Annotated in this window: 28 protein-coding genes; 11 read left to right on the top strand and 17 right to left on the bottom strand. The window is 67.7% G+C overall.

All coding sequences use genetic code 11. From position 1 onward, the window contains the following. A partial coding sequence (locus tag Q8M82_RS08705; RefSeq protein WP_465248074.1) for an MFS transporter occupies positions 1-457 on the top strand: 457 nt, incomplete at its 5' end. A 27-nt stretch (positions 458-484) separates the two neighbouring features. Here the strand turns inward: Q8M82_RS08705 and Q8M82_RS08700 are convergent. Then, a complete protein-coding gene (locus Q8M82_RS08700) occupies positions 485-1,501 on the bottom strand; it encodes an NAD(P)-dependent oxidoreductase (protein WP_305690969.1) in 1,017 nt (338 codons plus the stop codon). On the opposite strand from Q8M82_RS08700, the gene map reads away from it, so the two are divergent. Further along, positions 1,500-2,249 carry a type I methionyl aminopeptidase gene (gene map / locus Q8M82_RS08695; protein WP_305690968.1) on the top strand — a complete coding sequence of 250 codons (750 nt, stop codon included), beginning with the start codon at positions 1,500-1,502 and terminating at the stop codon, positions 2,247-2,249. The two genes, Q8M82_RS08700 and map, sit on opposite strands and share 2 nt — an antisense overlap. A 116-nt stretch (positions 2,250-2,365) precedes the next feature. Here map and Q8M82_RS08690 read toward each other — a convergent pair whose 3' ends face one another. The 4 genes from Q8M82_RS08690 to Q8M82_RS08675 all read right to left on the bottom strand — a co-directional run bounded on the left by Q8M82_RS08690 (position 2,366) and on the right by Q8M82_RS08675 (position 6,066). Next, the gene (locus Q8M82_RS08690; protein ID WP_305690967.1) at positions 2,366-3,082 is read right to left on the bottom strand and encodes an ABC transporter permease; all 717 of its coding nucleotides are present in this window, start codon (positions 3,080-3,082) and stop codon (positions 2,366-2,368) included. Further along, a complete protein-coding gene (locus tag Q8M82_RS08685) occupies positions 3,079-3,807 on the bottom strand; it encodes an ABC transporter permease (protein ID WP_305690966.1) in 729 nt (242 codons plus the stop codon). The genes Q8M82_RS08690 and Q8M82_RS08685 overlap by 4 nt, the downstream gene beginning before the upstream one ends. A 73-nt stretch (positions 3,808-3,880) precedes the next feature. Continuing rightward, positions 3,881-4,660, bottom strand: a complete 780-nt coding sequence (locus tag Q8M82_RS08680) for a transporter substrate-binding domain-containing protein (protein ID WP_305690965.1) — start codon at positions 4,658-4,660, stop codon at positions 3,881-3,883. Positions 4,661-4,839: 179 nt separating this feature from the next. Beyond that, the gene (locus Q8M82_RS08675; protein WP_305690964.1) at positions 4,840-6,066 is read right to left on the bottom strand and encodes an MFS transporter; all 1,227 of its coding nucleotides are present in this window, start codon (positions 6,064-6,066) and stop codon (positions 4,840-4,842) included. 214 nt (positions 6,067-6,280) lie between these two features. Between Q8M82_RS08675 and Q8M82_RS08670 the strand changes: the two genes are divergently transcribed. Then, entirely contained in the window at positions 6,281-6,958 is a 678-nt protein-coding gene (locus Q8M82_RS08670; RefSeq protein ID WP_305690963.1) for a spermidine synthase, read from the top strand. Positions 6,959-6,990: 32 nt separating this feature from the next. On the opposite strand, the gene Q8M82_RS08665 is transcribed toward Q8M82_RS08670, so the two are convergent. From Q8M82_RS08665 to Q8M82_RS08655, 3 genes are all read right to left on the bottom strand, one after another. Further along, a complete protein-coding gene (locus Q8M82_RS08665) occupies positions 6,991-8,193 on the bottom strand; it encodes a Fic family protein (protein WP_305690962.1) in 1,203 nt (400 codons plus the stop codon). 158 nt (positions 8,194-8,351) lie between these two features. Then, a complete protein-coding gene (gene speB / locus Q8M82_RS08660) occupies positions 8,352-9,404 on the bottom strand; it encodes an agmatinase (protein ID WP_371126281.1) in 1,053 nt (350 codons plus the stop codon). Between the two features lie 22 nt (positions 9,405-9,426). Further along, positions 9,427-9,948, bottom strand: coding sequence for a GNAT family N-acetyltransferase (locus tag Q8M82_RS08655; protein WP_305690961.1), 522 nt, complete (start codon positions 9,946-9,948; stop codon positions 9,427-9,429). 202 nt (positions 9,949-10,150) lie between these two features. Here Q8M82_RS08655 and Q8M82_RS08650 point away from each other — a divergent pair, with 202 nt between their 5' ends. The 3 genes from Q8M82_RS08650 to Q8M82_RS08640 all read left to right on the top strand — a co-directional run bounded on the left by Q8M82_RS08650 (position 10,151) and on the right by Q8M82_RS08640 (position 13,154). Then, the gene (locus tag Q8M82_RS08650; RefSeq protein WP_305690960.1) at positions 10,151-11,236 is read left to right on the top strand and encodes a TRAP transporter substrate-binding protein; all 1,086 of its coding nucleotides are present in this window, start codon (positions 10,151-10,153) and stop codon (positions 11,234-11,236) included. A 280-nt stretch (positions 11,237-11,516) separates the two neighbouring features. Continuing rightward, a complete protein-coding gene (locus Q8M82_RS08645; protein ID WP_305690959.1) occupies positions 11,517-12,611 on the top strand; it encodes a TRAP transporter substrate-binding protein in 1,095 nt (364 codons plus the stop codon). Positions 12,612-12,767: 156 nt separating this feature from the next. Beyond that, complete coding sequence (locus tag Q8M82_RS08640; RefSeq protein ID WP_305690958.1) at positions 12,768-13,154, top strand: hypothetical protein; 387 nt, start codon at positions 12,768-12,770, stop codon at positions 13,152-13,154. An 11-nt stretch (positions 13,155-13,165) separates the two neighbouring features. Here the strand turns inward: Q8M82_RS08640 and Q8M82_RS08635 are convergent, their stop codons facing one another. From Q8M82_RS08635 to Q8M82_RS08615, 5 genes are all read right to left on the bottom strand, one after another. Beyond that, positions 13,166-13,792 (bottom strand): uracil-DNA glycosylase family protein, encoded by a 627-nt coding sequence (locus tag Q8M82_RS08635; protein WP_305690957.1) that lies wholly within the window; start codon positions 13,790-13,792, stop codon positions 13,166-13,168. After that, the gene (locus tag Q8M82_RS08630) at positions 13,789-14,256 is read right to left on the bottom strand and encodes a hypothetical protein (RefSeq protein ID WP_305690956.1); all 468 of its coding nucleotides are present in this window, start codon (positions 14,254-14,256) and stop codon (positions 13,789-13,791) included. The genes Q8M82_RS08635 and Q8M82_RS08630 overlap by 4 nt, the downstream gene beginning before the upstream one ends. Next, positions 14,256-14,726, bottom strand: coding sequence for a hypothetical protein (locus tag Q8M82_RS08625; RefSeq protein WP_305690955.1), 471 nt, complete (start codon positions 14,724-14,726; stop codon positions 14,256-14,258). Before Q8M82_RS08625 ends, Q8M82_RS08630 begins: the two co-directional genes overlap by 1 nt. After that, a complete protein-coding gene (locus Q8M82_RS08620; RefSeq protein WP_305690954.1) occupies positions 14,726-15,337 on the bottom strand; it encodes a glutathione S-transferase family protein in 612 nt (203 codons plus the stop codon). Before Q8M82_RS08620 ends, Q8M82_RS08625 begins: the two co-directional genes overlap by 1 nt. Before the next feature lie 103 nt (positions 15,338-15,440). Continuing rightward, positions 15,441-15,992 carry a thermonuclease family protein gene (locus Q8M82_RS08615; protein ID WP_305690953.1) on the bottom strand — a complete coding sequence of 184 codons (552 nt, stop codon included), beginning with the start codon at positions 15,990-15,992 and terminating at the stop codon, positions 15,441-15,443. A gap of 85 nt (positions 15,993-16,077) precedes the next feature. On the opposite strand from Q8M82_RS08615, the gene Q8M82_RS08610 reads away from it, so the two are divergent. Together Q8M82_RS08610 and Q8M82_RS08605 are read left to right on the top strand one after the other, a co-directional pair. Continuing rightward, positions 16,078-17,595 carry a sensor histidine kinase gene (locus Q8M82_RS08610; RefSeq protein WP_305690952.1) on the top strand — a complete coding sequence of 506 codons (1,518 nt, stop codon included), beginning with the start codon at positions 16,078-16,080 and terminating at the stop codon, positions 17,593-17,595. A 91-nt stretch (positions 17,596-17,686) separates the two neighbouring features. Next, positions 17,687-18,808, top strand: a complete 1,122-nt coding sequence (locus Q8M82_RS08605; RefSeq protein WP_305690951.1) for a D-alanine--D-alanine ligase family protein — start codon at positions 17,687-17,689, stop codon at positions 18,806-18,808. Positions 18,809-18,873: 65 nt separating this feature from the next. On the opposite strand, the gene brnA is transcribed toward Q8M82_RS08605, so the two are convergent. From brnA to cobT, 3 genes are all read right to left on the bottom strand, one after another. Continuing rightward, complete coding sequence (brnA, locus tag Q8M82_RS08600) at positions 18,874-19,095, bottom strand: type II toxin-antitoxin system BrnA family antitoxin (RefSeq protein WP_305690950.1); 222 nt, start codon at positions 19,093-19,095, stop codon at positions 18,874-18,876. Continuing rightward, positions 19,082-19,345: a BrnT family toxin gene (locus Q8M82_RS08595; protein WP_305690949.1), complete on the bottom strand. Its 264-nt coding sequence runs from the start codon at positions 19,343-19,345 to the stop codon at positions 19,082-19,084. Before Q8M82_RS08595 ends, brnA begins: the two co-directional genes overlap by 14 nt. A gap of 68 nt (positions 19,346-19,413) precedes the next feature. Beyond that, a complete protein-coding gene (cobT, locus tag Q8M82_RS08590; protein ID WP_305690948.1) occupies positions 19,414-20,433 on the bottom strand; it encodes a nicotinate-nucleotide--dimethylbenzimidazole phosphoribosyltransferase in 1,020 nt (339 codons plus the stop codon). A gap of 81 nt (positions 20,434-20,514) precedes the next feature. Between cobT and Q8M82_RS08585 the strand changes: the two genes are divergently transcribed. Together Q8M82_RS08585 and Q8M82_RS08580 are read left to right on the top strand one after the other, a co-directional pair. Continuing rightward, positions 20,515-21,393: an adenosylcobinamide-GDP ribazoletransferase gene (locus Q8M82_RS08585; protein WP_305690947.1), complete on the top strand. Its 879-nt coding sequence runs from the start codon at positions 20,515-20,517 to the stop codon at positions 21,391-21,393. Further along, positions 21,390-21,563, top strand: a complete 174-nt coding sequence (locus Q8M82_RS08580; protein WP_371126280.1) for a DUF1289 domain-containing protein — start codon at positions 21,390-21,392, stop codon at positions 21,561-21,563. Before Q8M82_RS08585 ends, Q8M82_RS08580 begins: the two co-directional genes overlap by 4 nt. Positions 21,564-21,587: 24 nt before the next feature. Here Q8M82_RS08580 and Q8M82_RS08575 read toward each other — a convergent pair whose 3' ends face one another. After that, positions 21,588-22,421: a sulfite exporter TauE/SafE family protein gene (locus Q8M82_RS08575; RefSeq protein WP_305690946.1), complete on the bottom strand. Its 834-nt coding sequence runs from the start codon at positions 22,419-22,421 to the stop codon at positions 21,588-21,590. A 321-nt stretch (positions 22,422-22,742) separates the two neighbouring features. On the opposite strand from Q8M82_RS08575, the gene Q8M82_RS08570 reads away from it, so the two are divergent. Further along, positions 22,743-23,984, top strand: coding sequence for an SMP-30/gluconolactonase/LRE family protein (locus Q8M82_RS08570; RefSeq protein ID WP_305690945.1), 1,242 nt, complete (start codon positions 22,743-22,745; stop codon positions 23,982-23,984). Positions 23,985-24,097 lie beyond the last annotated feature (113 nt).

Here is a 24,097-nt window from a genome sequence, read left to right as displayed (position 1 = left end):
CGGCAGCGACACCTATGGCGCCTATTTCATCCTGAACGCGGCCGGCTACATGGTCGGCAACTACGCGATGGCGCGGCTGGTCATGAAGATCGGCGCGCCGCGCATGGTCCATCTCGGGCTGGTGATCTCCTCCCTCGCGATGACGGTCGCCGTGCCGCTGTCACTGACGGCGGACTGGTCGCCGGTCATGCTGTTCCTGCCGCTCGCCGTGAACGCGATCGGCAACGGCATGACGATCCCCGGCTCGACCGCCGAGGCGCTCTCGGCCCGGCCCGACCTCGCCGGGTCGGCCGCCGGGCTGATGGGCGCGCTGCAGCTCGGCTTCAGCGCGCTGATGACGGTGGCGATCAGCCTCGTCGTGACGATCTGGCCGCCTTCGCTCGTCGTGCTGATGTGGCTGCTGACCATCATCGGCATGACCGCTATCCATCTCGGCCGGCGCGCGGCGCGGGGCTGACATCGCCGAGACGCGACGGGCCGGCGCTCACTCCTCGAGGCGCGCGAGCAGGCTCGAGGTGTCCCATCGGCGGCCGCCGAGCTTCTGGACTTCGGCGTAGAACTGGTCGACCAGCGCGGTGACGGGCAACTGTGCCCCGTTCCGACGCGCCTCCTCCAGCACGATGGCGAGATCCTTGCGCATCCAGTCGACGGCGAAGCCGAAATCGAACTTGCCGGCATTCATGGTCTTGCCGCGGTTGTCCATCTGCCAGGAGCCGGCGGCGCCCTTCGAGATCACCTCCAGCATGGCCTCGACGTCGAGCCCGGCGCGCTTGGCGAAATGGACACCCTCGGAGAGGGCCTGGACGAGGCCGGCGATGCAGATCTGATTGACCATCTTGGTGAGCTGGCCGGAGCCGGCCGGGCCCATCAGCTTGCACATGCGGGCGTAAGCCGCGATCACCGGCTCGGCGCGGGCGTAGACCTCGGGCTCGCCGCCGCACATCACGGTGAGTACGCCGTTCTCGGCCCCCGCCTGGCCACCGGAAACCGGCGCATCGACGAAGCCGAAGCCACCGACCTGGGCTGCCTCGGCAAGTTCGCGCGCGACATTGGCGGAGGCCGTGGTGTGATCGACGAAGATCGCGCCCTTTTCCATGCCGGCGAAGGCGCCCTGCTCGCCCAGCGTCACCGAGCGCAGGTCGTCATCGTTGCCGACGCAGGCGAAGACGATCTCCTGGCCCTTCGCAGCATCGGCGGGCGTCGGCGCCGAGACGCCTGCATGCTGCGAGACCCATCCTTGAGCCTTCGTCGGGTTGCGGTTGTAGACGGTGACCTCGTGGCCCTTGGCCTTGAGGTGACCCGCCATGGGATAGCCCATGACGCCGAGACCGATGAACGCGACTTTGGCCATGTTTCGCTCCGCCTGACTGTTTGTGAATTGTCTCCAGCGCTTTAGCCTGCGGCCGGCGCTGTGCAAAGGCGCGCGGCTGGGCGCCGCATATGGGCGAGGACGCCGGGTCGATTGTGACCGGCCCGCGATAGGGCTAGTCACCGAGCCCATGACGATCTCCAATGACGACGACCTCAAGAGCCTGCAGGACATCGGCCGCATCGTCGCGCAGACGCTGGCCGCCATGGGCAAGGCGATCGAGCCCGGCATGACGACCGCGGAGCTCGACCGGATCGGGCGGGCCCTGCTGGAACGGGAAGGCGCGCGCTCGGCGCCGGAGCTGGCCTACGACTTCCCTGGCGCGACCTGCATCAGCGTCAATGACGAGATCGCCCATGGCATCCCCGGCGCGCGGCGGATCGAGGCCGGCGACCTCGTCAATATCGACGTTTCCGCCGAGAAGGCCGGCTTCTATTCGGATACCGGCGCGTCCCTCGCCGTGCCGCCCGTCTCGCGCAGGACCGAGCGACTCTGCCGCGACGGGCGGCGCGCGCTCTGGGTCGGCATCGGGCAGGTCGCCGCCGGCAAGGCGCTCTCCGGGATCGGACATGCGATCGGCCGCTTCGCCGAGAAGAACGGCTATACGCTGGTGCGCAATCTCGCGAGCCACGGCGTCGGCCGCTCGCTCCACGAGGAGCCGACGGAGCTCGCCACCTGGCCGGACCGGTCGGAACGCCGGGTGATGCAGAAGGGCCAGGTCTTCACCATCGAGCCCTTCCTCTCGCTGGGGGCGAACTGGGCCGAGAACGGCGACGATCCCTGGACGCTCTACGGCGAGCCGCGCGCACCGACCGTGCAGTACGAGCATACTGTCGTCGCGACCGCCAACGGGGCCATCGTCCTGACGCTTCCGGCGTGAGGTGCGGCGTCATGCTCGGGGCTCGACCCGAGCTTCTCGTGACCAGATGCCGCCCCGCGCCCGACTTTCCCGAGATTCTCGGGTCTACGCTTCGCTCTGCCCGAGAATGACGAAGGTCAGCGCAGCGCCATGTGCCGCGTCAGCCTCAGCTCCAACCGGCCCCAGACGCGGCGGACGATTTCGACCAGCAGCAGATAGATCAGCGCCGCGTAGAGGTAGATCGACAGGTCGAAGGAGCGCGCGAAGGCGAGCCTCGTCGCGCCCATCAGGTCATAGAGCGTCACCAGCGAGGCGAGCGCGCTCGACTTGATCATCACGATCAGCTCATTGCCGAGCGGGCGCAGCGCCAGGATCATCGCCTGCGGCAGGATGACGTGGCGCAGGCTCGACCAGCGATGCAGGCCGAGCGCCAGCGCGCCTTCGAACTGGCCGCGCGGGATCGACTGGATGGCGCCCCGCAGGATCTCGGCCTGATAGGCGGCGGTGTTGACCACGAAGGTGAGCAATGCGCAGTAGAACGGCTCTCGGAAAAACCACCAGAGGCCGAGATCGGTCCAGAACAGGCGGAACTGGCCGAGCCCGTAATAGACCAGGAAGAGCTGGCAGAGCAGCGGCGTCCCGCGGAAGAAGGTGGTGTAGCCGTTGATCAGGGCCTGCGCCCAGCGCGGCCCGTAGAGCCGCGCCACGGCAAGCCCGATCGCGAGCAGGAAGCCCAGCGACACCGAGATCGCGACGAGTTGAAGTGTCAGCCAGAGGCCCGAGGCCATCCGGCAGCCGTAATTCTGGAAGACCTCGTTGCCGACGAGCCAGCCCGGATATTCGCACCAGCTCATCGCGTCGCGCCCCCGAAGGCGGCGATGCCTCGGTTGGCGCGCGCTTCCATGCGGCCGATGGCCCAGGCGGAGATCATCGAGAAGAACAGATAGATCGCCATCGCCGCACCGAAGAAGAGGAAGGGCTCCTTGGTCGCGACATTGGCGCGGGTGGTGATGAACATGATGTCCGGCAGGGTGATGACGGAGACCAGCGAGGTCTCCTTCAGCAGCACCATCCAGTTGTTGCCCAGCCCGGGCAGCGCGACGCGGATCAGCTGCGGGAACACGACGAGGCGGAAGGCCTGGCCCTTCGTCAGGCCGAGCGCCGCGGCGGCCTCGCGCTGGCCCTTCGGAATCGAGTTCAGCGCGCCGACCCAGACCTCGCTGGAGAAAGCCGACAGCACGACACCGAGCGCGACCATGCCCGCAACGAAGGGCGGCATCGAGAAGGAGCCCGGCAGGCCGAGCCGGCGCCAGGCCTCCTGCAGCAGCACCTGGACACCGAAATAGATGATGTAGAGCGTCAAAAGCTCGGGCACGCCACGAAACACGGTCGTGTAGGCCGTCGCCAGCACCCGGGGGACGGCGCGCTCAGAGCGGGCCCCGAGCGCGACGACGAGACCGAGCGCAAGGCCGAAAGGCAGTGTCGCGAGCGCGATCGAGATGGTGATGCCCGCGCCCTGCAGCAGGGCGAGGCCCCAGCCGCCATCGCCGAAACCGAGCAGGGCGAACTTGTCGAACATCGATGAGGGGTGCCGGGCCTTTGAAGCGTGCGCCGGCGCGGGGAAGCCGCGCCGGCCGCGAATGCCGAACCGATCAGAGGATCGGGATCTTGAAGTACTTGTCGGCGATCTTCTTGTGCGAGCCGTCGGCGATCGTCTCGGCGATGGCCTTGTCGAACATCGCCTTCAGCGCGGTGTCGTCCTTGCGGACGGCGCCACCGACGCCGGGGCCGTGGATCGTGGGATCGCGGGTGATGTCGCCGATCTTCTTGCAGCAGTCCTTGCCCTTGCCGGCGAGGAAATCCTCGAGCGCCAGCGAATCCGCGATGACATAGTCGAGGCGGCCGTTGATCAGGTCGAGATTGGCCTCTTCCTGGGTCGGATAGGGACGGATGGTGGAGTCCTTGTAGTATTTCTCGGCGTAGTTGGTGTGGATGGTCGAGCCCTGGACGCCGATCGCCTTGCCCTTCAGGGCGGCGGGCGAGAAATCCGTCGATGTCGTCGTCTTCGGGCCGATGATCCAGATCGGCGTCTTGGTATAGACCGAGGTGAAGTCGACGCGCTTCTTGCGCTCGTCGGTGGCGTTCATGCCGGCGATGATGATGTCGTATTTGTTGGAGAGCAGCGCCGGGATGATGCCGTCCCAGTCCTGCACGACCCAGGTGCACTTCACCTTCATCCGCTCGCAGAGCAGGTTGCCATAGTCGATCTCGAAGCCCTCGAGTTCCTTCTTCGCGTTGAGGTTGTTGAAGGGCGGATAGGCGCCTTCGGTGCCGATCCGGACTTCCTTCCACTCCTTGGCCTGCGCCATCGCGCCGGTGGCACCGACGACCGTCAGCAGGGCCGCGGCGAAGACTTTGGCGAAACCGTTCATGATGCCTCCCACAGGGTTCGTCCGGCCGGTTCTCGCAGTCCCATTGCCGGCTCTGCTCACAGATTGGGCGATGGTGCCGGTCGGCCGCAAGTGGGCCCACGCAGCTTTTCTGGGCCGGCGCGCCGAATTATGCGACAGGCTGGCCGGACTGTCGCGGTGCGCCGGGCGGAAACCGGCGTCTAGCGCGCGGTACGGGCCCGCTCGTCGAGCATAGCCACGGCCCAGATCAGAAATCCGGCAAGCGCAAGGAAGGTGCCCACCCAGCCGGTCGAGGTCCAGCCATACCCCGCCGCAATGGCAAGGCCGCCGAGCCAGGGTCCGAGCGCATTCGCCATGTTGAACGCAGAGTGATTGAGCGCCGCGGCCAGCGTCTGCGCTTCGCCGGCAACATCCATCAACCGCGTCTGCAGCATCGCGCCCAGACCGCCGCTGGTGCCGATCAGGAAGACCACGGCGCAGACAGCGACGAGGTTGCCGGCCGCAAAGGGAAACAGAGCGAGCGCGGCCGCGGTCCACAGCAGCATGCCCCCGATCGAGGGCATCAGTGCACGATCCGCCGCCCAGGCGCCGGCGAGCGTGCCCGCCGTCAGGCCCAGGCCGAAGATGGCGAGCACGAGCGGCACGAGGGTCGGCGAAACGCGCGTCACCTCCATCAGCGTCGAGGCCAGATAGGTGTAGACGGCGAACATGCCGACGAAGCCGATCGCGCCGATCGCCAGCGTCAGCCAGACCTGGCGGAGGCGCAGCGCGCCGAGTTCCCGCAGTGGGCTCGCACCCGGCACGACCCGGTCGCGCGGGGCATAGGCGAAGATCAGCGCCATGGTCACGAGCGCCAGCAGCGCGACGATGCCGAAGCCCCAGCGCCAGCCCAGCGCCTGCCCGATGCCGTTGGCCAGCGGCACGCCGACGATGGTCGCGACCGTCAGGCCGAGCATGACCCGCGCGACCGCCTGGGCGCGGCGGTTGGGCGGCGCGATCGAGGCCGCGACGAGAGCCGCCACGCCGAAATAGGCGCCGTGCGGCAGGCCGCTCAGGAAGCGGAAAACCAGCATCCAGCCATAGCTCGGCGCCATGGCGCTCAGCAGGTTCGCGACACCGAAGACCGCCATCAGGCCGATCAGCAGCGTCCGGCGGGGGATCTTCGCCGCCAGCACCGCGATCACAGGTGCGCCGACCACGACGCCGAGCGCATAGGCGCTGATGACATGGCCCGCCATCGGCTCGTCGACGCCGAGCCCGACGGAAAAATACGGCAGGAGGCTCATCACCGCGAATTCGGTGGTGCCGATCGCGAAGCCGCCCATCGCCAGAGCGAGCATGACCAGGCCGGCATGATGCTGACGCGCTCCGCCCGCCTCGCGTGGGGCGGCCGACAAAGGCGAGCGGGTTTCGGTGGCGCAGGTCATGGCGTCGTCGTACGGCTCACGGCGATGCAGCATTCACGCTGCGTTGCAGCATCATGCCATAGCCATGCGGTCGGCGGCAGAGCAACCCGGCGAAGGCCAAGTGGCCATTCCGCCAGCGCATGAACGGTGGGCCCGGCTCTGGACGGCGGCCGCATTGTCTCCTACCCAGCCTCGATCCTCCCGACCGGGAGCCCTCCCGCTTCGAGACGAGCCCGTGATCCCCTGGACCCTGCTGGACACGGCCACCCTCCCCGGCACCGCAGGACGCGAGTTGCGGCTGAAGCGCCGCGGCGCCGAGTTCTCGATCATGCTCGGCACGATCGAGTTGATGAACAGCCGCCTCAGCGGCTCGGAGGAAGCGCTTGCCACGCTGGTCGCGACGCGGCTGGCGGGGCGGAAGCAGCCGCGCGTGCTGATCGGCGGGCTCGGCATGGGCTTCACGCTGCGGGCTGCGCTGGCGAGCTTTCCGCTTGCGACCGAGATCACGGTGTCGGAGTTGATCCCCGCTGTGGTCGACTGGGCGAAAGGGCCAATGGCGGAACTCTTCGCCGGCTGCCTCGACGATCCCCGCGTCACCATCTCGGTCCAGGATGTCGGCCGCGTCATCGCCGAAGGCGCCGGCCGCTATGACGCGATCCTGCTCGATGTCGACAACGGGCCGGAGGCGCTGACGGTCGCCGCCAATGACCGGCTCTACGAGGATGGCGGGCTCGGCCTCGCCAAGGCGGCACTGCGCCCCGGCGGCATCCTGGCGGTCTGGTCGCAGGGCCCCGACCGCCGTTTCACGGGGCGGCTGCGCCATGCCGGCTTCGCCGTCGAAGAGGTGATGGTGCGGGCCCATCGCGGCAAATCCGGCGCCCGCCACATCATCTGGCTGGCGCGGAAGGGGTGACAAGCATGAGGGAAGCTTCTGCGCAACGGCTGTCAGGTCTGCGGATAGAGCCGCGGGAATAGGACCTCCAGCCTGTCGGCCGGGAAGCGCAGCGAGACCGACCCTTTTGGCGTCTCCGAGGCGAGCAAGCCTTCCGACACAACCTCGTTGAGGACACGCCGCGCCGTTCGTTCGGGCAGACCGGTGATCCTAGCCGCTTCGCCCCGCTCGAACTCGCCGCGAAACAATGCTTCCTCCAGCAGGCGTGAAGCCTCCGGCTTGAGCCTGTCGCTTTGGTCGACATAGACGCGCAATCGCCGAGCGAGTGCATCGAGTTCGAACAGGCCCGTCATGAAGGTGACCTGATCCAGGCAGACGCGCAGGAACCAGAGCACGAATTCCGCCAGGGCACGCTCCGACAAGTTTCCCCTTCCATCCCTGTCGCCCTGCCTCGGCATGTCGGCATGGCTCATCATCGTCTTGTATTCGGAGCGGCTCTCAAGGCCACGCGCGAGCCCACGCGAGACAGACCACAGCCCATGCGCGCCGATGCCGGCAGAATGCGCCATGGCGTGACTCATCAGGCGGCTGACACGGCCGTTCCCATCGGGAAATGGGTGGATATAGTTCAACCTGTGATGGGCCGCTGCCATGGCCATGATGCGGCCAGCCTTGCCGAGACGATCGAACCGAAAGCGGACCTCGAAATGCTGCATGAAGTCGGCGACATGGTCGCTCGACGGAGGAACGTGCCGCCCAACCTCAACATCGTGCTCGGGACGCGAGCGCCATTCGCCCGGCTGCATGGCGAAGCTTCGGCCCGCACCTTCGATGTGCAGCATCGTATCGGGTGCATCACGGTAGAATTCGTGATGAAGCCAGAGGATGAAGTTGCAGGAGGCGGGCTCGGGCAATGTCCGATCCGCTGCCATTCTGTCGATTTCGGCTTGAACGCGGACATGCGCCGCCGCCTCGATCTGCAGGTTGCGTCTGCCTTCGTCCTCGTCGAACCGTCCTGCCAAAGCGCGCTCGATGTCGCGGGGTCGGGTGTCGTGGCCCTCGATCAGGTTGCTGTAGTAGGTGTTCATGATGCGAACGAGGCCGGACAGGTTCGCCGCTGTCCGGGAATGCAGGCTACGCCCCAGCACCGCCGAGGCGGCTGAAAGCTCGGCCACCGCATCGGCAATCGCGGCTGTCGGCTCTTCGAGCAGAGCAGGCTCGATCCGGCTTGGCGCTTCGGTTGCTGAAGACATCATCGGCCGATCTTTTCGCTCGCGACCCTTTCTTTTCTAAGGGAAAATCCTATGATAGTGCAATCGTTTGTGTACGCGTCCCTACCAGGATCGGGCCCGCCAGTCGGGGCGTTGGCCGATCTTTTGGCCGATCTTCCGCTGTTCGCCTCTGGCTGCCCCGGCTACGGCCGCCCCTTCCCCAGCGCCCTCGCCTCGGCGATCAGGCAGAGCTCGGTGAACAGCACCTGTGCCGCGCAATGGGCGGTGTTCGAGGTCGCGTCATATTGCGGGGCGATCTCGACTACGTCGGCGGCGACGATGTCGGCGCCCTTCAGCCCGCGCAGGATTGCGAGCGCCTCGCGAGGCGTCAGCCCGCCGACCTCGGGCGTGCCCGTGCCGGGCGCGAAGGCGGGATCGAGCGAGTCGACGTCGAAGGAGACATAGGTCGGCCCCTCGCCGATGACGGCGCGGGCCTTCGCGATCACCGCATCGAGGCCGAGCCCGTCGACCTCGTCGGCATGGATCACGGTCATGCCGCTCTCATAGGAGAACTCCCAGAGATATTCGGCGCCACCGCGGATGCCGATCTGGATGACGCGCTCCGGGTCTAGCACGCCGTCGAGCACCGCCTGGCGGAACGGGCCGCCATGGTGGAACTTCGAGCCCTCATAGGGGCCCGACGTGTCGCAATGGGCGTCGATATGAACCATGCCGACCGGCCTCTTCGCCCCCACCGCCTTCAGGATCGAATAGGTGATCGAATGGTCACCACCGACGGCGAGCGGCGAAACGCCGGCCTCGACGATGGTGCGGAAGGTCGCCTCGATGTCCTCGTGGCAGCTTTCGAGCGAGTAGCGCGAGCGGAAGGGCACGTCCCCGATATCGGCCGCCTTCAGCATGGTCAGCGGCGCCGTGCCCATGACATGGTCCATCGGGCCCATCCGCTCGATGGCACGGACGGCGCGGGGCCCGAGCCGCGTGCCGGCCCGGTTGGTGACGCCGAGATCCATGGGCAGGCCGATGATCGCGACGTCGAGGCCGCCGAGGGCCGGCGCGGCCAGGGCATCCGGGCGATACGGCGCGCCGAGGAAGGTCGCGACATCGGAGAACGGCCATTTGCGCTTGTCGCCCTGGAACTGGCCAGCAGCAACCTTGGCGAAGTGGGGATCGTGGATGTCGGCGCCGCCGGCATCCGCATAACGCTGCCGCAGCCGGGCAAGCTTCTCCTGGTCCATAATCCCTCCCCCTTGCGGGCCCTCAGGCCGGCAGACGTTCGAGCAGCGTCACGGAGCCGCCGTGATAATCGGTCGATCGATAGCGCTTGTATCCGAGCTTGGCGGCGACCCGGAAGGAGGCTTCGTGCGCGGGATCGATCATGCAGACGCAGCGCCGTTCGCCCTGCGTCGCGGCACACCAGCCTTGCGCCGCCAGCGCCGCCTCGGTCGCATAGCCTCTGCCATGGGCCGCGGCGGCGAGGATCCAGCCGATTTCGGGCGCCGCGTCGAAATCGGACCCGAGGCCCCGGCGGCCATAGAACAGACCGACCTCTCCGATCACGGCACCGCCCTGCTTCTCCTCGACCATGAACAGGCCATGCCCGAACAGCGACCAGTGGCCGGCCGCGCGCAGCAGGCGCTGCCAGGCCTCCTCGCGATCGAGCGTGCGCCCTCCGACGAAGCGCACGACAGCGGGGTCGCTGCGCCAGGCATGAAGCGCGTCGAGATCATCGGCCTGGGGTGGGCGCAGGCGCAGGCGTTGGGTGTCCAGCATCGGCTGCATTAATCACCTCCGGGTACGCTCGACAAACAAGCCGCACGACCTAGTCGAAAGTTGAATGCGGCCTGCCGGAAAACGCTCGCGAAGCCCGACGCCTTCATCTAGAAAGCCAAGCAAGTCCCAATGCTTGGCGAGGGCGGACCAACCGCCTCCCACCCATCACGACACTCGGCTCGCCGAGTCCCAATCGAGGAGATGTCCCGAGATGAAGCGCCGTCAGTTTATCCAGACCGCCACCGCTGGCGCCGCCGCCGCGGCGATCGCCTCCCCCGCCGTCGCCCAGGCAAATCCCGAGGTGAAGTGGCGTCTGGCCTCTTCCTTCCCGAAGTCGCTCGACACGATCTATGGCGGCGCCGAGGTCATGGCCAAGATGGTCTCCGAGCTGACCGACGGGAAGTTCCAGATCCAGGTCTTCGCGGCCGGCGAAATCGTCCCTGCGCTGCAGGCGGCCGACGCCGTGACCAACGGCACCGTCGAGATGTGCCATACCGTGTCCTATTACTATGTCGGCAAGGACCCGACCTTCGCGGTGGCGGCGTCCGTGCCGTTCGGCCTCAACGCGCGCGGCCAGAACGCCTGGCTGTTCCAGGGCGGCGGCAACGACCTGTTCAACGAGTTCTACAAGAAGTTCAACATCTACGGCCTGCCCTGCGGCAATACGGGCGCCCAGATGGGCGGCTGGTTCCGCAAAGAAATCAAGACGCCGGCCGATCTCCAGGGCCTGAAGATGCGCATCGGCGGCATCGCCGGCCAGGTGCTGGCCAAGCTCGGCGTCGTGCCGCAGCAGATCGGCGGCGGCGACATCTACCCCGCGCTCGAGAAGGGCACCATCGACGGCGCCGAGTGGGTCGGACCCTATGACGACGAGAAGCTCGGCTTCTCCAAGGTCGCGCCGTTCTACTATTACCCGGGCTTCTGGGAGGGCGGTCCCTGCGTCCATGCCTTCGTCAATCTGGAGAAGTGGAACGCGCTGCCGAAGGCCTATCAGGCCGCGCTGACCGCCGCCTGCACCTATGCCAACACCCAGATGGCGGCCAAGTACGACATGCAGAACCCGGCGGCTCTGAAGCGCCTGGTCGGTGCCGGCACGCAGCTGCGCCCTTTCTCGCAGGAAATCCTTGAGGCCTGCCTCAAGGCTTCGAACGAGCTCTACAGCGAGATCTCGGCCAAGAACCCCGATTTCAAGAAGGCGATCGATGCGATGGCCACCTTCCGCGGCGACCAGTATCTCTGGTGGCAGGTGGCGGAGCTCAGCTTCGACGTCTTCCAGGTGCGTTCTCGCGCCCGCTGACCCCGTTCCCGCGGACGCATGCTGCGTCCGCACCGGCGATTTGCTCGAAAGCCCGGCTCCGGCCGGGCTTTTTTCGTCCGGGGCACGAGGGACGACCCGTCCGCCGGCGACGATCTGCATTCCTTGCGGCCTCGACTCCTTCCGCAGCGGCAATCATGATCCTGACGCATGAGATGCATGCATTTTCCGCTTGCGTTGTCGCGCAGACCTGATTTGCTGACGGGATCGTGATGACCTGCACAAGCAGGCGCACGGAACCGCTCCAGGGGAGGAGAACAGGATGAAGCGTCGTCACTTTCTGAAGGTCGCCGGGGCCGGGGCCACCGCAGGCGCGATCGCGAGCCCGGCTATCGCGCAGGCCATGCCGGAGGTCCGGTGGCGGGTGACCTCGTCCTTCCCCAAGTCGCTGGACACGATCTACGGCGCGTCCGAGGTGTTGTCGAAGGCCGTCTCGGAAGCGACCGACGGAAAGTTCCAGATCCAGGTCTTCGCGGCAGGCGAAATCGTGCCGGGTCTGCAGGCGGCGGATGCCGTGACCAACGGCACGGTCGAGATGTGCCACACCGCGTCCTACTACTATGTCGGCAAGGATCCGACCTTCGCCTTCGGCACGGCGGTCCCGTTCGGCCTGAACAGCCGCCAGCAGAACGCCTGGTTCTATCACGGCGGCGGCAGCGAAGTGCTCAACGAATTCTACAAGAAGCACAACATCTACGCTCTGCCGGGCGGCAATACCGGCTGCCAGATGGGCGGCTGGTTCCGCAAGGAGATCAAGACGGTCGGCGATCTGCAGGGCGTGAAGATGCGCATCGGCGGCTTCGCCGGGCAGGTCCTGTCCAAGCTCGGCGTCGTGCCCCAGCAGATCGCCGGCGGCGACATCTATCCGGCGCTGGAAAAAGGCACGATCGACGCAGCCGAATGGGTCGGGCCCGCCGATGACGAGAAGCTCGGTTTCAACAAGGTCGCGCCGTTCTACTATTACCCGGGCTGGTGGGAAGGCGGGGCCGCCCTGCACTTCTTCCTCAACACGGCGAAGTGGGAGGCGCTGCCGAAGATCTACAAATCCGTGCTGACCACGGCGGCGGGCCTCGCGAATGTCGACATGCTCGCCAAGTACGATGCCCGCAACCCTGCCGCCCTGAAGCGGCTCGTTGGTGCCGGCGCCCAGTTGCGGCCGTTCTCGCAGGAAATCCTTGAGGCCTGCCTCAAGGCGTCGAAGGAGGTCTATGCCGAAACCTCGGCCAAGAACCCCGACTTCAAGAAGGTCTACGACGCGATGGCGGCCTTCCGGAACGACGAATATCTCTGGTTCCAGATCGCGGAATACACTTTCGACAATTTCATGATCCGCGCGCGCGCGGCCAATCAGCTCTGACAAGGAGCGACCGGCCGCATCGCGGCCCAACTACCCCATACCCCGGCCGCGAGGCCGGGGTTTTCGGTTCGGCGGCCTTGGCCTAGGATCGGTCCGCCACATCTGCGCCGCCTTGTTCGGACAAGGTCGCATCGGGCCACGATCGGACAGTCTTCCATGCTGCGCATCGCCAGTTTCGCCTTCGCCGTCCTGCTGGTCACGACCGGCGCGCATGCCCAGTCGATCGGCGAGCCCATTCCGGGCCGTGGTGCCGGCAAGGAGCACGCGAAACCTGCGCGCGCCGATGCCCGGCCCATGCGTCCCTGCCCCGAATACGGCCCGGGCTTCGTCAGGGTCGACGGCTCCTCCTTCTGCGTGCGGGCCGGCGGTTCGGTCCGCGTCGATGTCGGCAAGAGTTCGCGCAACGGCTACGGGACCTCGACCGGGGCGCTGGTCCAGCTCGAAGGCCGCGGCCCTTCGAGCCTGGGCGAAGTCCGCACCGTCGTCCGGATGCGGGGACAGCTCGACCGCGGGCTCGATTCGGGCTCGTACATCTATCGCTGACGCGGCAGGCCTCAGCCGACCAGGCGCGCCACCTCAAGGCGCAGCACCGGCACGAATTCGGTCTCGAACCAGGGATTGCGCCTGAGCCAGGCGTTGTTGCGCCAGGATGGATGCGGCAGCGGCAGGATGCGCGGGCGCTCCGGACGGTCCCAGATCGTGCGCCAGTTCGCCACCGTCTCCGACAGCGTTCCCGCCGCCGCCTCGCGCAGGTGCCAGAGCTGCGCATAGCGCCCGATGGCGAGAACGAGTTTCACCGCCGGCAGCGCCGCGAAGATGCGCTCTCTCCAGACCGGCGCGCATTCGGACCGCGGCGGCCTATCGCCGCCCTTGGCGTCCAGCCCCGGAAAGCAGTGCCCCATCGGCACGATCGCGACCTTGGCTGCATCGTAGAAGCGGCTCTCGTCGAGCCCCAGCCAGCCGCGCAGGCGCACGCCCGAGGGGTCGGTGAAGGGTTGGCCACTGGCGTGGACGCGCGTGCCGGGCGCCTGTCCGGCGATGCACAGCCGCGCCGTGGCGGAGGCCTGGATGACCGGACGCGGCTCATGCGGCAGCGGCGGCCCGCGCAAGGGCGCGTCACGGCAGATGCGGCAGGCCCTCAGCTCGGCCAGCAGCGCCTCGAGCCCGTCGCCTCCCGTCATCGCCTCGCCCAGTGCGCGCTGCCCGGTGCCCGCGACAGGAGCCCGTCGCAGGTCCAGCTCGCGGGCGCCCGGCTCCAGCTTTCGGGATACCCGGCCTCGACCGTCGCCATGGCGTTGATCTGGCCGCTCGGGCGATTGCGCAGGACATAGAGCGCCCCGCTGCGCTCGACGGTGAAGCAGTAGGTCCGGCGCTTCTCCTGCGGACCGTAATAGTAGCAGACGGCATCCGACGTCGTGGTCCAGCAGGCGTCGGTGTTGGGAACGCCGCGGTTGTGGCCGGTGGCGCGACCATCGGGGTGGTGATGCTCGCTGAAGGGACGGTTGGTCCCGGCATAGCGCCCGGCCACGGTGTTGCCCTCGAAAGCCCGGCGGATCGCCGCGCCGTCGAGCCGCTCGGCCGAGCCGGCCGGGCCCGAGGCCGCCACCATCGCGACGAGGACGGCAACCGCGGCCCGCAGCCGCATCAGCGCGCCGCCAGACGCCGCCGCGTCATCGGGACCTCGGGCGCCTTGGAGATGAGGCCATCACAATACCAGGGCTCGCCATGGTCGCCGTGCTTGCGGGGATTCCCGAGTTCGACGGAGGCAAGGGCATTGATCTGGCCGTTTCCGGCATTGCGCAGGATATAGAGATCGCGGTTCAGCTCGACGGTGAAGCAATGGACCGTGCGGTCGCTCTGCGGGCCGTAATAGTAGCAGACCTGATCGGCGCGCGTCGTCCAGCAGGCGTCGCGGTTGGGCTGCCAGCCATTATGGCCGAGCGCCCGGCCATCGGGGTCGTGGAACTCGGTGAAGAAGCCACCATTGGTGTAGCGGCCGCTGACGGTATTGCCCTCGAAGGCCCGCCGGATCGCCTCACCGTCGAGACGCTCCACCGCCGCCGCGGATAGCGGCAGCGCGACCAGGACGCCGAGCAGGAGGAGCGCAGCGCGCATCACGCCTTCCAACTCGGCCGCGCCGACAGCTCGGCATGCCAGCGCCGGATCTGGACGAAATCCTCCGGCAGCGGAATGCGGGAAGGCTTCATGAAGTCGATCGCGATGCCGGCGGTGATGTCGGCGACCGTCAGGTCCTCGCCGCAGAGAAAGCGGTTGCCGGCGAGTTGCAGTTCGAGCAGCCAGAGATGGTCGTCGATCTGCTCGCGATTGGCCTCCGCCCATTCCGGCACCTGCATCTCGAGCTCCGCCATCGAGGGATGCGAATGGCGGAATATGGCGGCCACGGCGGAAAAGAGGCCGAGTTCGATGCGCCGGTTCCACATCTCGACCAGCGCCTGCTCGCGCGCATCCCGGCCGAAGAGCGGCGGCTGCGGGTGAAGGCTCTCGATGTAGCGGCAGATCGCGACGGTTTCGGCGAGCGCGGTGCCGTCGTCCAGCACCAGCACGGGCAGGCGCTGGGAGGGGTTGAGCCTGGTGAAGGCCTCGCTCTTGTGCTCGCGCTTGCCGATGTCGACCGGGACCAGTTCGGGCAGCGGCACGCCCTTCTCGGCGAAGAAGATCCGCACCCGCCGCGGATTGGGGGCCCGCCCGCCGTCATAGAGCTTCATCGAGATCCTCTCCCCATCGCCGCGCGACCCGATCATGCCGGAGGGCGGGTGGTCAATCCTTTCGAGGCGCTTCGTGATGGTTGTGTGGCATCGGCGCCCCGCATCAGCGCGCATGGCTGCGCCGCCAGGTCTCCGGCCGCTCGAAACGAAGCGCCCAGATGCCGCGACCGGCGGCCTTTGCCTCGCCCTCCTCGGCACGGTAGCCGCCATAGGCGACCGCCTGCCCCTCCCGCACCAGCGTGGCGTTGATGTCGGTCTCGCCCTGCCGACAGCGCGCGAGGCCGCGGCCATAGCGGTCGATCCTGCCGATCTCGCAGGTGACGAGCCCGCGTGCCAGCAACGCCTCGAGAGAACGACGCGCAGCTCGCCCGCAGGCGACCTCGCGCCCGCCGGCATCGCTGCATGTCTGGCGTGCCTCCGGCGCATCGAGGCCCTCGAGCCGCAGTTCCTCGCCCAGCAGGCGCAGGGAGTCGCCGTCGATGGCACGAGCCACGCCGACCAGCGTGCGAGCCGGCCCGAGGCGGTGCTGCAAAACCGCGCCGGCGATCGCCAGGAGCCCGAGGATCCCGAGCGCCACGACGATGTCGACGGGGCGCCCGACGCGCCGCCAGCCAAAGGGCCCGTTCTTCCACCGGGTGAATCCGAAGCGCGTCATCAGGAAGAGCTTAACGATTTGCCGACCATGATGGCAGACCCGTCGCGCAGACCGCGCGCAGGAAGAGGACCCGCGTCGCACCATCATGCCGGAAGTGACAGCCGAACAGGTGCAGCGCGGGCGCGGGCCGGATCCGACGGCCGTCGCGCGCCGCAAGCTCGTCACCCGCGAGGTCAAGTCGGTGCGCGAGCGGCTGACCTCCTCGACCGGGCTCGAGCGCGCCTTCGACAACGAGCTGCTGCGGGTGTTCGCCGAATACCGCATGAACGGCTCGGTCGGGACGCTGATCCTGGCGCTGGCCGTGGCCGCGGCCGCCTGCCTGTGGGTGCCCATTGAGCGGGTCACGCCCTGGGTCGGCACGGTGCTGCTGGCGACGATGGTCATCGTCGTGCTGAGCCGGCGCTTCCTGGCGCAGCCCGCGGGCGAGGTGCCGATCCGGCCCTGGCGACGGGCCTTTGCGCTGGCGGAGGGCTTCCACGGCATCAGCTGGGCGATGATGCTGCTCGTCTTCGCGCAGATCGATGCGCCCGGCGCCAAGGTTTTCGTCACGACGACGCTGCTGATCGTCAGCGCGCTGACGGTGATGCTCGCTGCTTCGATCCCCATGGCGGTCTATGCCGGGATCGTGCCGATCATGATCGGCATCGCCGCCTATTTCTGGGGGCGCACGGACATGGACAGCCTGACGACGGCCGTCATGGCCGCGGCGGCGCAGTTCTTCTTCGTCTTCCTCGCCAACCGGCTCTATGTCAGTTCGGTGGCGACCATCGCCTTCCGCGCCGAGAAGGACGCGCTGATTGCCGAGCTCGAAACGGCCAATGCCAATTCGGACGAGGCCCGGCGCAAGGCGGAAGAGGCCAATCTCGCCAAGTCGCGCTTCCTGGCGACGATGAGCCACGAGCTGCGTACGCCGCTGAACGCCATCCTTGGTTTCTCCGAGGTGATGAAGAACGAGGTCTTCGGCGGGCACGCCAATGCCGCCTACAAGGAGTACTCGGGCGACATCCACAGTTCCGGCCAGCATCTGCTCGAACTGATCAACGAAATCCTCGACCTGTCGCGCATCGAGTCGGGGAAATACGAGCTGCACGAGGAGGCGCTGTCCCTGGCCGACATTGCCGATGATTGCCGCCACATGCTGAACCTGCGAGCCAAGGCGAAGAGCCAGACGATCCGCGAGGCGGTCGAGCCCGACCTGCCGAAGGTCTGGGCCGATGAGCGCGCGATCCGCCAGGTCGTGCTCAACATCCTCTCGAACGCGATCAAATTCACCCCGCCCGGCGGCGAGATCACCATCAAGGTCGGCTGGACCGCCAATGGCGGGCAGTATGTCTCCATCGCCGATACCGGCCCCGGCATCCCCGAGGACGAAATCCCGATCGTGCTGCAGACCTTCGGGCGCGGCTCGCTGGCGATCAAGACGGCCGAACAGGGCTCGGGCCTCGGTCTGCCGATCGTCAAGGGCCTGATCGACCTGCATGGCGGCGGCTTCAGCCTGAAGTCGAAACCGCGTGCCGGAACCGAGGTGACCGTCACGCTGCCACCGGTACGGGTGATGGATACGCTCGCGGCCCTGCCGGAGCCGGAGACGCGCGCCGCCTGAACGCTGCCCGAATCGTGCCACAGCTGTCGAAGACATCCATTATCCTGCCCCGCGCTCCCCGTTTCCTCCCAACCTCTCGGACCTCTCGATCATGAACCGGAAAACGCGCGTCGCCGTGCTCTATGGCGGGAAATCGGGCGAGCACGAGGTGTCGCTGAAGTCGGCGGCGTCCGTGCTGCGCTATCTGGATCGCGAGCGCTTCGAGCCGGTGCCGGTCAGCATCGACAAGGAGGGCCGCTGGCAGTGCCATGATCTGCGCCGGATCGAGGCCGCCAACACCGAGAGCCTGCCGATTCCCAGCGAAAGCCCCGCGATCCGCTTCGAGCCTCTGGCCGATGGGCGCACCGCGATCCTGCCGAGCGCTGCCGATGCCGCTGCGATCGCGCCGGTGGATGTCGTCTTCCCGGTGATCCATGGCCCGCTCTGCGAGGACGGCTCGCTGCAGGGCCTGCTCGAACTGGCGGGCGCGGCCTATGTCGGCTCGGGCGTGCTCGGCTCGGCTGTGTCGATGCACAAGGACATCGCGAAGCGGCTGGCGGCGCTGGCGGGCCTTCCCGTCGCGCCCTATTTCGCGGTGGCGCGGCGCGACTATCGCCGGGACCCTGCCGCCGCCACGCAAGCCGCCCGCGCCGGACTGACGCTGCCGGTCTTCGTCAAGCCCTGCAACATGGGCTCCAGCGTCGGCGTGCACAAAGTGAAGCGCTGGGAGGATCTCGACGGCGCACTGGCGGACGCCTTCGACTACGATCTCAAGGTGCTGATCGAGCAGGGCATCGACGCCCGCGAGATCGAGGTCGCTGTGCTCGATGGCGAGCCGCCGGTGGCGAGCGTCGCCAGCGAGCTCAATGCCGGCCCGCAGCACGAATTCTACTCCTACGAGGCGAAATACATCGACCAGGACGGCGCCAGCGTCGACCTGCCGGCCAGGCTCGACGAGGCGCAGATGGCTCGTGTGCGGCAACTGGCGATCGACGCCTTCGTCGCGCTCGACTGTAGCGGGCTGGCGCGCGTCGACTTCTTCCTCGACCGCCAGAGCGGGGCCTTCTTCTTCAACGAGATCAACACGCTGCCGGGCTTCACGGCGATCAGCATGTACCCCAAGATGATGGAAGCGTCGGGCATGCCCTACCCCGTGCTGCTGACCCGGCTGGTCGAGCTGGCGCAGGAGCGCCACGCCGAGCGCGCGGGGCTGAAGACGAGCTACGAGGGGTAGGACCGCGATCCTCGCGCGGTCGCTTCGCCGGACATGCAGCCGACAGCCGCCGCTGATGCCGGCCGTCACGCCTTGCCCAGTCGCTCCGCAATCCAGAGCTTGATCAGCGACTGCCGGGTCACGCCGAGATGCTGCGCCTGACGGTCCAGGCCTTGGACGACCCAACTCGGAAAATCGACATTCACGCGCTTCGTCTCGATGTTGGGACGCCGCGCCTTGGTCCAGTCGATCTCGTCCTCAACAGACTGCCCGGCATCGAAAGCCTGATCGAAATCACCCGTTTTCATAGTATTCGATCTCCTCGCTTCGAGCGCGCCGCACCGAGATGATCCGCACCCGATCGCCGCGATAGACATAAATCGCTGACCAATGCTTTTGGCCGATCATTCCCACTGCCATGAAGCGCGGTTCGCCCTCGGTCCGGGCAGGCGCTTCCAGCAGACGCGCATCCTCCCAAAGAGCCTGTGCCTGTTGGAAATCGATCCCGTGCTTGGCCAAGTTGGCCGCGCTTTTGAGAGGGTCGAACTCGAATGGCATAGGCTAATATAGTATAGAAATTATACCTTTCCCAGCCTCCACATGCCGCTTACATAAACGGCGCCGCGCTAGTCCTTCCCTGCCACGCCCGCCTGCGCGAAGGTCGCCATGCCGTTGTGGATCGCGGCGGCCGCCTTGACGAGGCTGGCGGCGAGAGCGGCGCCCGAACCTTCGCCCAGCCGCATGTCGAGTGCCAGCAGCGGCGCCTTGCCCAGCCTCGCCAACACCTGCGCATGGGCGCCCTCGGCCGAGAGATGGCCAGCGATGCAATGGTCGATCGTGGACGGCTCGATCGCGTGCAGGATCGCGGCGGCGGCGGTGACGACATAGCCGTCGAGGATCACGGGAATCCGCTGCGAGCGGGCGGCGATGATGGCGCCGCAGATCGCCGCGACCTCGCGCCCGCCGAGCCGACGCAGCACCTCCAGCGGGTCCTTGAGATGGGCGCGGTGGAGCGCGATGCCGGCCTCGACCGCGCCGATCTTGCGCTTCAGGCCGTCATCGTCCAGCCCCGTGCCGCGGCCGCACCAGAAAGCGGCATCCCCGCCATACAGCGCGGCATAGATCGCCGCCGCCGAGGTGGTGTTGCCGATGCCCATTTCGCCGAGGCAGAGCAGATCCGTGCCGCCGACCAGCGCCTCCATGCCGAAGGCCATGGTGGCGACGCAGGCGCGCTCGTCGAGCGCGTCACCTTGCGTGAAATCTCCTGTCGGCAGGTCGAGGGCGAGATCGAAGACCTTGAAGCCGAGATCGAAGGCGGCGCAGATCTGGTTGATCGCCGCGCCGCCCGCGGCGAAATTCTCCAGCATCTGGCGCGTCACCGCCTGCGGATAGGCCGAGACGCCCTGCGCCACCACGCCGTGATTGCCGGCGAAGACGCAGACCAGCGGACGGTCTACACTTGGCTTGCCCTTGCCCTGCCAGGCGGCGAGCCATTCGGCGATCTCCTCCATGCGGCCGAGGCTGCCCGCGGGCTTGGTCAGCTCCCTGTCCCTGGCGCGGACCATGTTGGTCGCGGCCATGTCGGGGCCGGGCATCGCAGCGATCAATTCGCGGATGTCGTCGAAGGGCAATCCAGAAGCGGCCATGGCGGACTCTGTGGCTAAGGACGGGCGGCGGCGCTTGAGCGATGGCCGCGCGGTTGCCGCTGCTGCTATAGGCTGCAGCGGATGAAGACAATCGAGGACAGGGATGCCGCGCCGCCGCAGGCCGCGCCGCTGCCGCCGGTGGGCGCCGCGCCGGTCTGGCCGGGCTGGATCGTCGCGACCGCGATCTGCGTCCGGTTCTATTCGCGCCTGCCGATCCCGGCCCTGCCCGGCGAGGCGGATCCCCATGCCGCGCCCGATTTCCGCACCGTCCCGCGCGCCCTGCCCTTCGCGGCGCTGGTCATCGCCCTGCCGGGCGCGCTCGTCCTGGTCGCAGCGGGCGGCGCCGGGTTCGGCGGGCTGCTCTCGGCTACGCTCGCCGTCGCGACGCTGGCAGTGACGACGGGCGCGCTGCATGAGGATGGCCTCGCCGACAGTGCCGACGGGCTCTTCGGCGGGCGCACGCCCGAGCGCCGGCTGGAGATCATGAAGGACAGCCGGCTGGGCAGCTATGGCGCGCTGGCGATGGCTCTGGCGCTGCTGCTACGCGTCTTCGCGCTGGCGCTGATCCTCGACCGGGCCGGGCCATTGCCGGCGGCGGGTGCATTCGTCGTCGTGGCCGTGCTGTCGCGTCTGTCGGGCCTGCATCTGCTCGCCGGGATGGCGCCAGCCCGAGCGGCGGGCGCCTCGGCGGCGGTCGGGCGGCCGAGCCTGCGGACGGCCTGGCTGGCCTCCGGCATCGGCCTTCTGCTCGCGGGCGGGCTCGCGCTGACGTTTCGACTGCCGCTCGCGGGGCTCGGGCTCGGGCTTATGCTGCTCGCCCTCAACGCGCTTCTCGTCAGGCGCCAGTGCCGGCGGCTGATCGGCGGCCAGACCGGCGACATCGCCGGTGCGACGCAGCAGCTCGACGAGATCGTGCTCTATCTGGGGTTTGCGCTGATGCTGGGAGCTGGCCTGCCGTGACTGCGATCTCCTCGCCCTGCGTCAAGCTCTGCCAGCTCGATCCGACGACCCGGCACTGCCTCGGCTGCGGCCGCTCGCTCGACGAGATCGGGCGCTGGAGCAGCCTGAGCGAGGCGGAGCGCCGCGCGATCATGGCGCGGCTGGCGGAGCAGACAAGCCGCAAGGCCTGAGGCACGGCGTCAGCGTGTGGTCTGTCAGACCACCAGCGACCAGATGAAGCGGGCCGCAACCAGCAGCAGGAACAGGCCGAAGACGACCTCGAGCTTGCGCTTCGAGAGCCGGTGCGCGAGGCGCGCGCCGATCGGCGCCGTCCAGATCGAGGTCGGGATGAACAGGATGAAGCCGATCAGCGAGACATAGCCGAGCGAGAGCGGCGGCAGCACGTCCATTTTCGGCCAGCCGGCATAGATGAAGCCGAGCGCACCAGGGATCGAGATCAGCACGCCGAGGCCCGAGGAGGTCGCCACCGCCTGGTGGATCGGGCGACCATAAAAGGTCATGAACAGGCTCGAGAGCTGCCCGCCGCCGATGCCCATCAGCGCCGAGAGCACGCCGATGACGCCGCCATAGATCGTCATCAGCACGCGGCCGGGCATCTCCGTCCCGAGCTGCCAGCGGTCCGAGGCGAAGAGCAGGCGCAGCGCGCTGAAGATCGCGACGACGACGAAGATGATCTTGAACAGGTCGGCGGGCGCGAAGCGGGCGATGTAGCTGCCGGCGATGACGCCGAGCACGACGGGGACCGCCCAGATCTTCAGGATCGACATGTCGACCATGCCCTTGGCGCGGTGGGCATTGAAGGAGCGGATCGAGGTCGGGATGATGACGGCCAGCGAGGTGCCTACGCAGAGCGGCATGCGGACATCCTCGGGTACGCCGATGACGCGGAAGACCTCGTAGAGGATCGGCACGATGACCGCGCCGCCGCCGACGCCGAAGACGCCCGCCAGCAGACCGGTGACGGCACCGGCCGCGACCAGCGAGATGGCGAGGAAGACGAGGTCGCCGACGGGAATTCCAGCAAGCATGACAGCGTTCCGACAGGATGGGAGGCTGCTGTGGGGGATTTCAGGCGCCGGAGCAAGCGCGACAGGGCGGGGTCGATATGCACCGGCTCCGTCGCGAGGGGCCGGGAAACGGCCTGAGCCCAGCAAGACGGGTGCCGCGCCGGGCCTCCCCGCATGCTCGCCCTGCACGGCGGACCCCACGCCGCCGCCGCTCGACCCCGATCCGAGAGGCTGATGATCTCGGAGCGTCCATCACGGGCGATCGAGAACGAGGAGACCGACGAGACGAGATCAAGGCCGGCACCGGGCCGGACCACAACCATCATCTGGGAGGATAAAGCGATGACAGACCCTACTGTTCACGACCATGATCCCACCGAGCCGCAAGCGGCGACCCTGTCGCGGCGCCGCCTGATCCACGCCGCGGGGCTCGGGGCGCTGGCCGCCACGGCCGGACCGGCCTTCGCCCAATCCGGCGCGAACCGGCCGTCGCCACCGACCACCGTCACCACCCCACCACGCGACTTCAGCCGCCAGGGCGCCCCGACGACCTATTTCTGGGACCCGGACGTGATCGCGGTGGACCCCTCATTCAACGGGCTGGCCCAGCCCAATGCCGCGATCCAGCGGATCTGGACCGGCGGCCTCTGGGTCGAGGGGCCGGCCTGGAATGCCCAGGGCCAATACCTCGTCTGGAGCGACATCCCGCGCAACCGCCAGATGCGCTGGATCGAGGATGACGGCCATGTCAGCGTCTTCCGCGCGCCCTCGGGCAACAGCAACGGCAACAGCTTCGACTTCCAGGGCCGGCAGCTCTCCTGCGAGCATCTGAACCGGCGGGTCGTGCGCTATGAACTCGACGGCTCGGCAACGGTGCTGGCCGACTCGTTCGAGGGCAAGAAGCTAAACTCGCCCAACGACATCGTCGCCCACCCGGATGGCAGCTACTGGTTCACCGATCCGCCCTATGGCGGCCAGCTCTACGAGGGCGCGCCCGACGCTCCCGGTGGCCCGAGCAATGTGAGCGGCAAGATCAATCCCCGCCTCGGCCAGCCGCCGGGCATCGGGCTCGCCAAACGGGAGCTGCCGACCAACACCTATCGCATCGACCCGAGCGGGCGCGTCGAACTCGTCGTGCCGGAGGCTCAGGTTCCGGACCCCAACGGCCTGTGCTTCTCGCCCGACTTCAAGCGGCTCTACATCGCCTCGACCGGCAAGGGACCGGGCGATACCGGGCCGGGCGGCAAGGGCGACATCCACGTCTTCGATGTCGGCGCCGATAACAAGCTCAGCAATGGCCGCGTCTTCTCGGACTGCATGTTCGACGGCGTGAATTGCGGGCCCGACGGCTTACGCTGCGATGTCGAGGGCAATCTCTGGGCCTCGTCCAATGCCGGGCGCAATGTCGGCTACAACGGCGTCAACGTCTTCAACCCCGCCGGCAAGCTGATCGGCAGCATCCGCTTGCCGGAGGTCTGCGGCAATATCTGCTTCGGCGGGCCGAAGCGGAACCGGCTCTTCATGGCGGCGAGCCAGTCGATCTACGCGCTCTATCTGGGCACGCAGGGCGCCGGGCCGGGCTGAACGGGCTTGCGCTGAGCCGTCATTGCGAGCGCAGCGAAGCAATCCAGCCCGTCGGTTTCGGCGCCCCTGGATTGCTTCGTCACTGCGTTCCTCGCAATTGTCTCTTGGCGATG

Origin of the sequence: Allobosea sp. (assembly GCF_030694325.1) — a bacterium.
Lineage (GTDB): Bacteria > Pseudomonadota > Alphaproteobacteria > Rhizobiales > Beijerinckiaceae > Allobosea.
This window is presented reverse-complemented; position numbering and strand designations above follow the sequence as displayed.

What these genes read in the sequence shown, in the direction of transcription:
- map (WP_305690968.1), top strand. Translation starts at nt 1,500, where the DNA reads ATGACGATCTCCAATGACGACGACCTCAAGAGCCTGCAGGACATCGGC.
- Q8M82_RS08700 (WP_305690969.1), bottom strand. Translation starts at nt 1,501, where the DNA reads ATGGGCTCGGTGACTAGCCCTATCGCGGGCCGGTCACAATCGACCCGG.
- Q8M82_RS08690 (WP_305690967.1), bottom strand. Translation starts at nt 3,082, where the DNA reads ATGAGCTGGTGCGAATATCCGGGCTGGCTCGTCGGCAACGAGGTCTTC.
- Q8M82_RS08685 (WP_305690966.1), bottom strand. Translation starts at nt 3,807, where the DNA reads ATGTTCGACAAGTTCGCCCTGCTCGGTTTCGGCGATGGCGGCTGGGGC.
- Q8M82_RS08680 (WP_305690965.1), bottom strand. Translation starts at nt 4,660, where the DNA reads ATGAACGGTTTCGCCAAAGTCTTCGCCGCGGCCCTGCTGACGGTCGTC.
- Q8M82_RS08675 (WP_305690964.1), bottom strand. Translation starts at nt 6,066, where the DNA reads ATGACCTGCGCCACCGAAACCCGCTCGCCTTTGTCGGCCGCCCCACGC.
- Q8M82_RS08665 (WP_305690962.1), bottom strand. Translation starts at nt 8,193, where the DNA reads ATGATGTCTTCAGCAACCGAAGCGCCAAGCCGGATCGAGCCTGCTCTG.
- speB (WP_371126281.1), bottom strand. Translation starts at nt 9,404, where the DNA reads ATGGACCAGGAGAAGCTTGCCCGGCTGCGGCAGCGTTATGCGGATGCC.
- Q8M82_RS08655 (WP_305690961.1), bottom strand. Translation starts at nt 9,948, where the DNA reads ATGCAGCCGATGCTGGACACCCAACGCCTGCGCCTGCGCCCACCCCAG.
- Q8M82_RS08650 (WP_305690960.1), top strand. Translation starts at nt 10,151, where the DNA reads ATGAAGCGCCGTCAGTTTATCCAGACCGCCACCGCTGGCGCCGCCGCC.
- Q8M82_RS08645 (WP_305690959.1), top strand. Translation starts at nt 11,517, where the DNA reads ATGAAGCGTCGTCACTTTCTGAAGGTCGCCGGGGCCGGGGCCACCGCA.
- Q8M82_RS08640 (WP_305690958.1), top strand. Translation starts at nt 12,768, where the DNA reads ATGCTGCGCATCGCCAGTTTCGCCTTCGCCGTCCTGCTGGTCACGACC.
- Q8M82_RS08635 (WP_305690957.1), bottom strand. Translation starts at nt 13,792, where the DNA reads ATGACGGGAGGCGACGGGCTCGAGGCGCTGCTGGCCGAGCTGAGGGCC.
- Q8M82_RS08630 (WP_305690956.1), bottom strand. Translation starts at nt 14,256, where the DNA reads ATGCGGCTGCGGGCCGCGGTTGCCGTCCTCGTCGCGATGGTGGCGGCC.
- Q8M82_RS08625 (WP_305690955.1), bottom strand. Translation starts at nt 14,726, where the DNA reads ATGCGCGCTGCGCTCCTCCTGCTCGGCGTCCTGGTCGCGCTGCCGCTA.
- Q8M82_RS08620 (WP_305690954.1), bottom strand. Translation starts at nt 15,337, where the DNA reads ATGAAGCTCTATGACGGCGGGCGGGCCCCCAATCCGCGGCGGGTGCGG.
- Q8M82_RS08615 (WP_305690953.1), bottom strand. Translation starts at nt 15,992, where the DNA reads ATGACGCGCTTCGGATTCACCCGGTGGAAGAACGGGCCCTTTGGCTGG.
- Q8M82_RS08610 (WP_305690952.1), top strand. Translation starts at nt 16,078, where the DNA reads ATGCCGGAAGTGACAGCCGAACAGGTGCAGCGCGGGCGCGGGCCGGAT.
- Q8M82_RS08605 (WP_305690951.1), top strand. Translation starts at nt 17,687, where the DNA reads ATGAACCGGAAAACGCGCGTCGCCGTGCTCTATGGCGGGAAATCGGGC.
- brnA (WP_305690950.1), bottom strand. Translation starts at nt 19,095, where the DNA reads ATGAAAACGGGTGATTTCGATCAGGCTTTCGATGCCGGGCAGTCTGTT.
- Q8M82_RS08595 (WP_305690949.1), bottom strand. Translation starts at nt 19,345, where the DNA reads ATGCCATTCGAGTTCGACCCTCTCAAAAGCGCGGCCAACTTGGCCAAG.
- cobT (WP_305690948.1), bottom strand. Translation starts at nt 20,433, where the DNA reads ATGGCCGCTTCTGGATTGCCCTTCGACGACATCCGCGAATTGATCGCT.
- Q8M82_RS08585 (WP_305690947.1), top strand. Translation starts at nt 20,515, where the DNA reads ATGAAGACAATCGAGGACAGGGATGCCGCGCCGCCGCAGGCCGCGCCG.
- Q8M82_RS08575 (WP_305690946.1), bottom strand. Translation starts at nt 22,421, where the DNA reads ATGCTTGCTGGAATTCCCGTCGGCGACCTCGTCTTCCTCGCCATCTCG.
- Q8M82_RS08570 (WP_305690945.1), top strand. Translation starts at nt 22,743, where the DNA reads ATGACAGACCCTACTGTTCACGACCATGATCCCACCGAGCCGCAAGCG.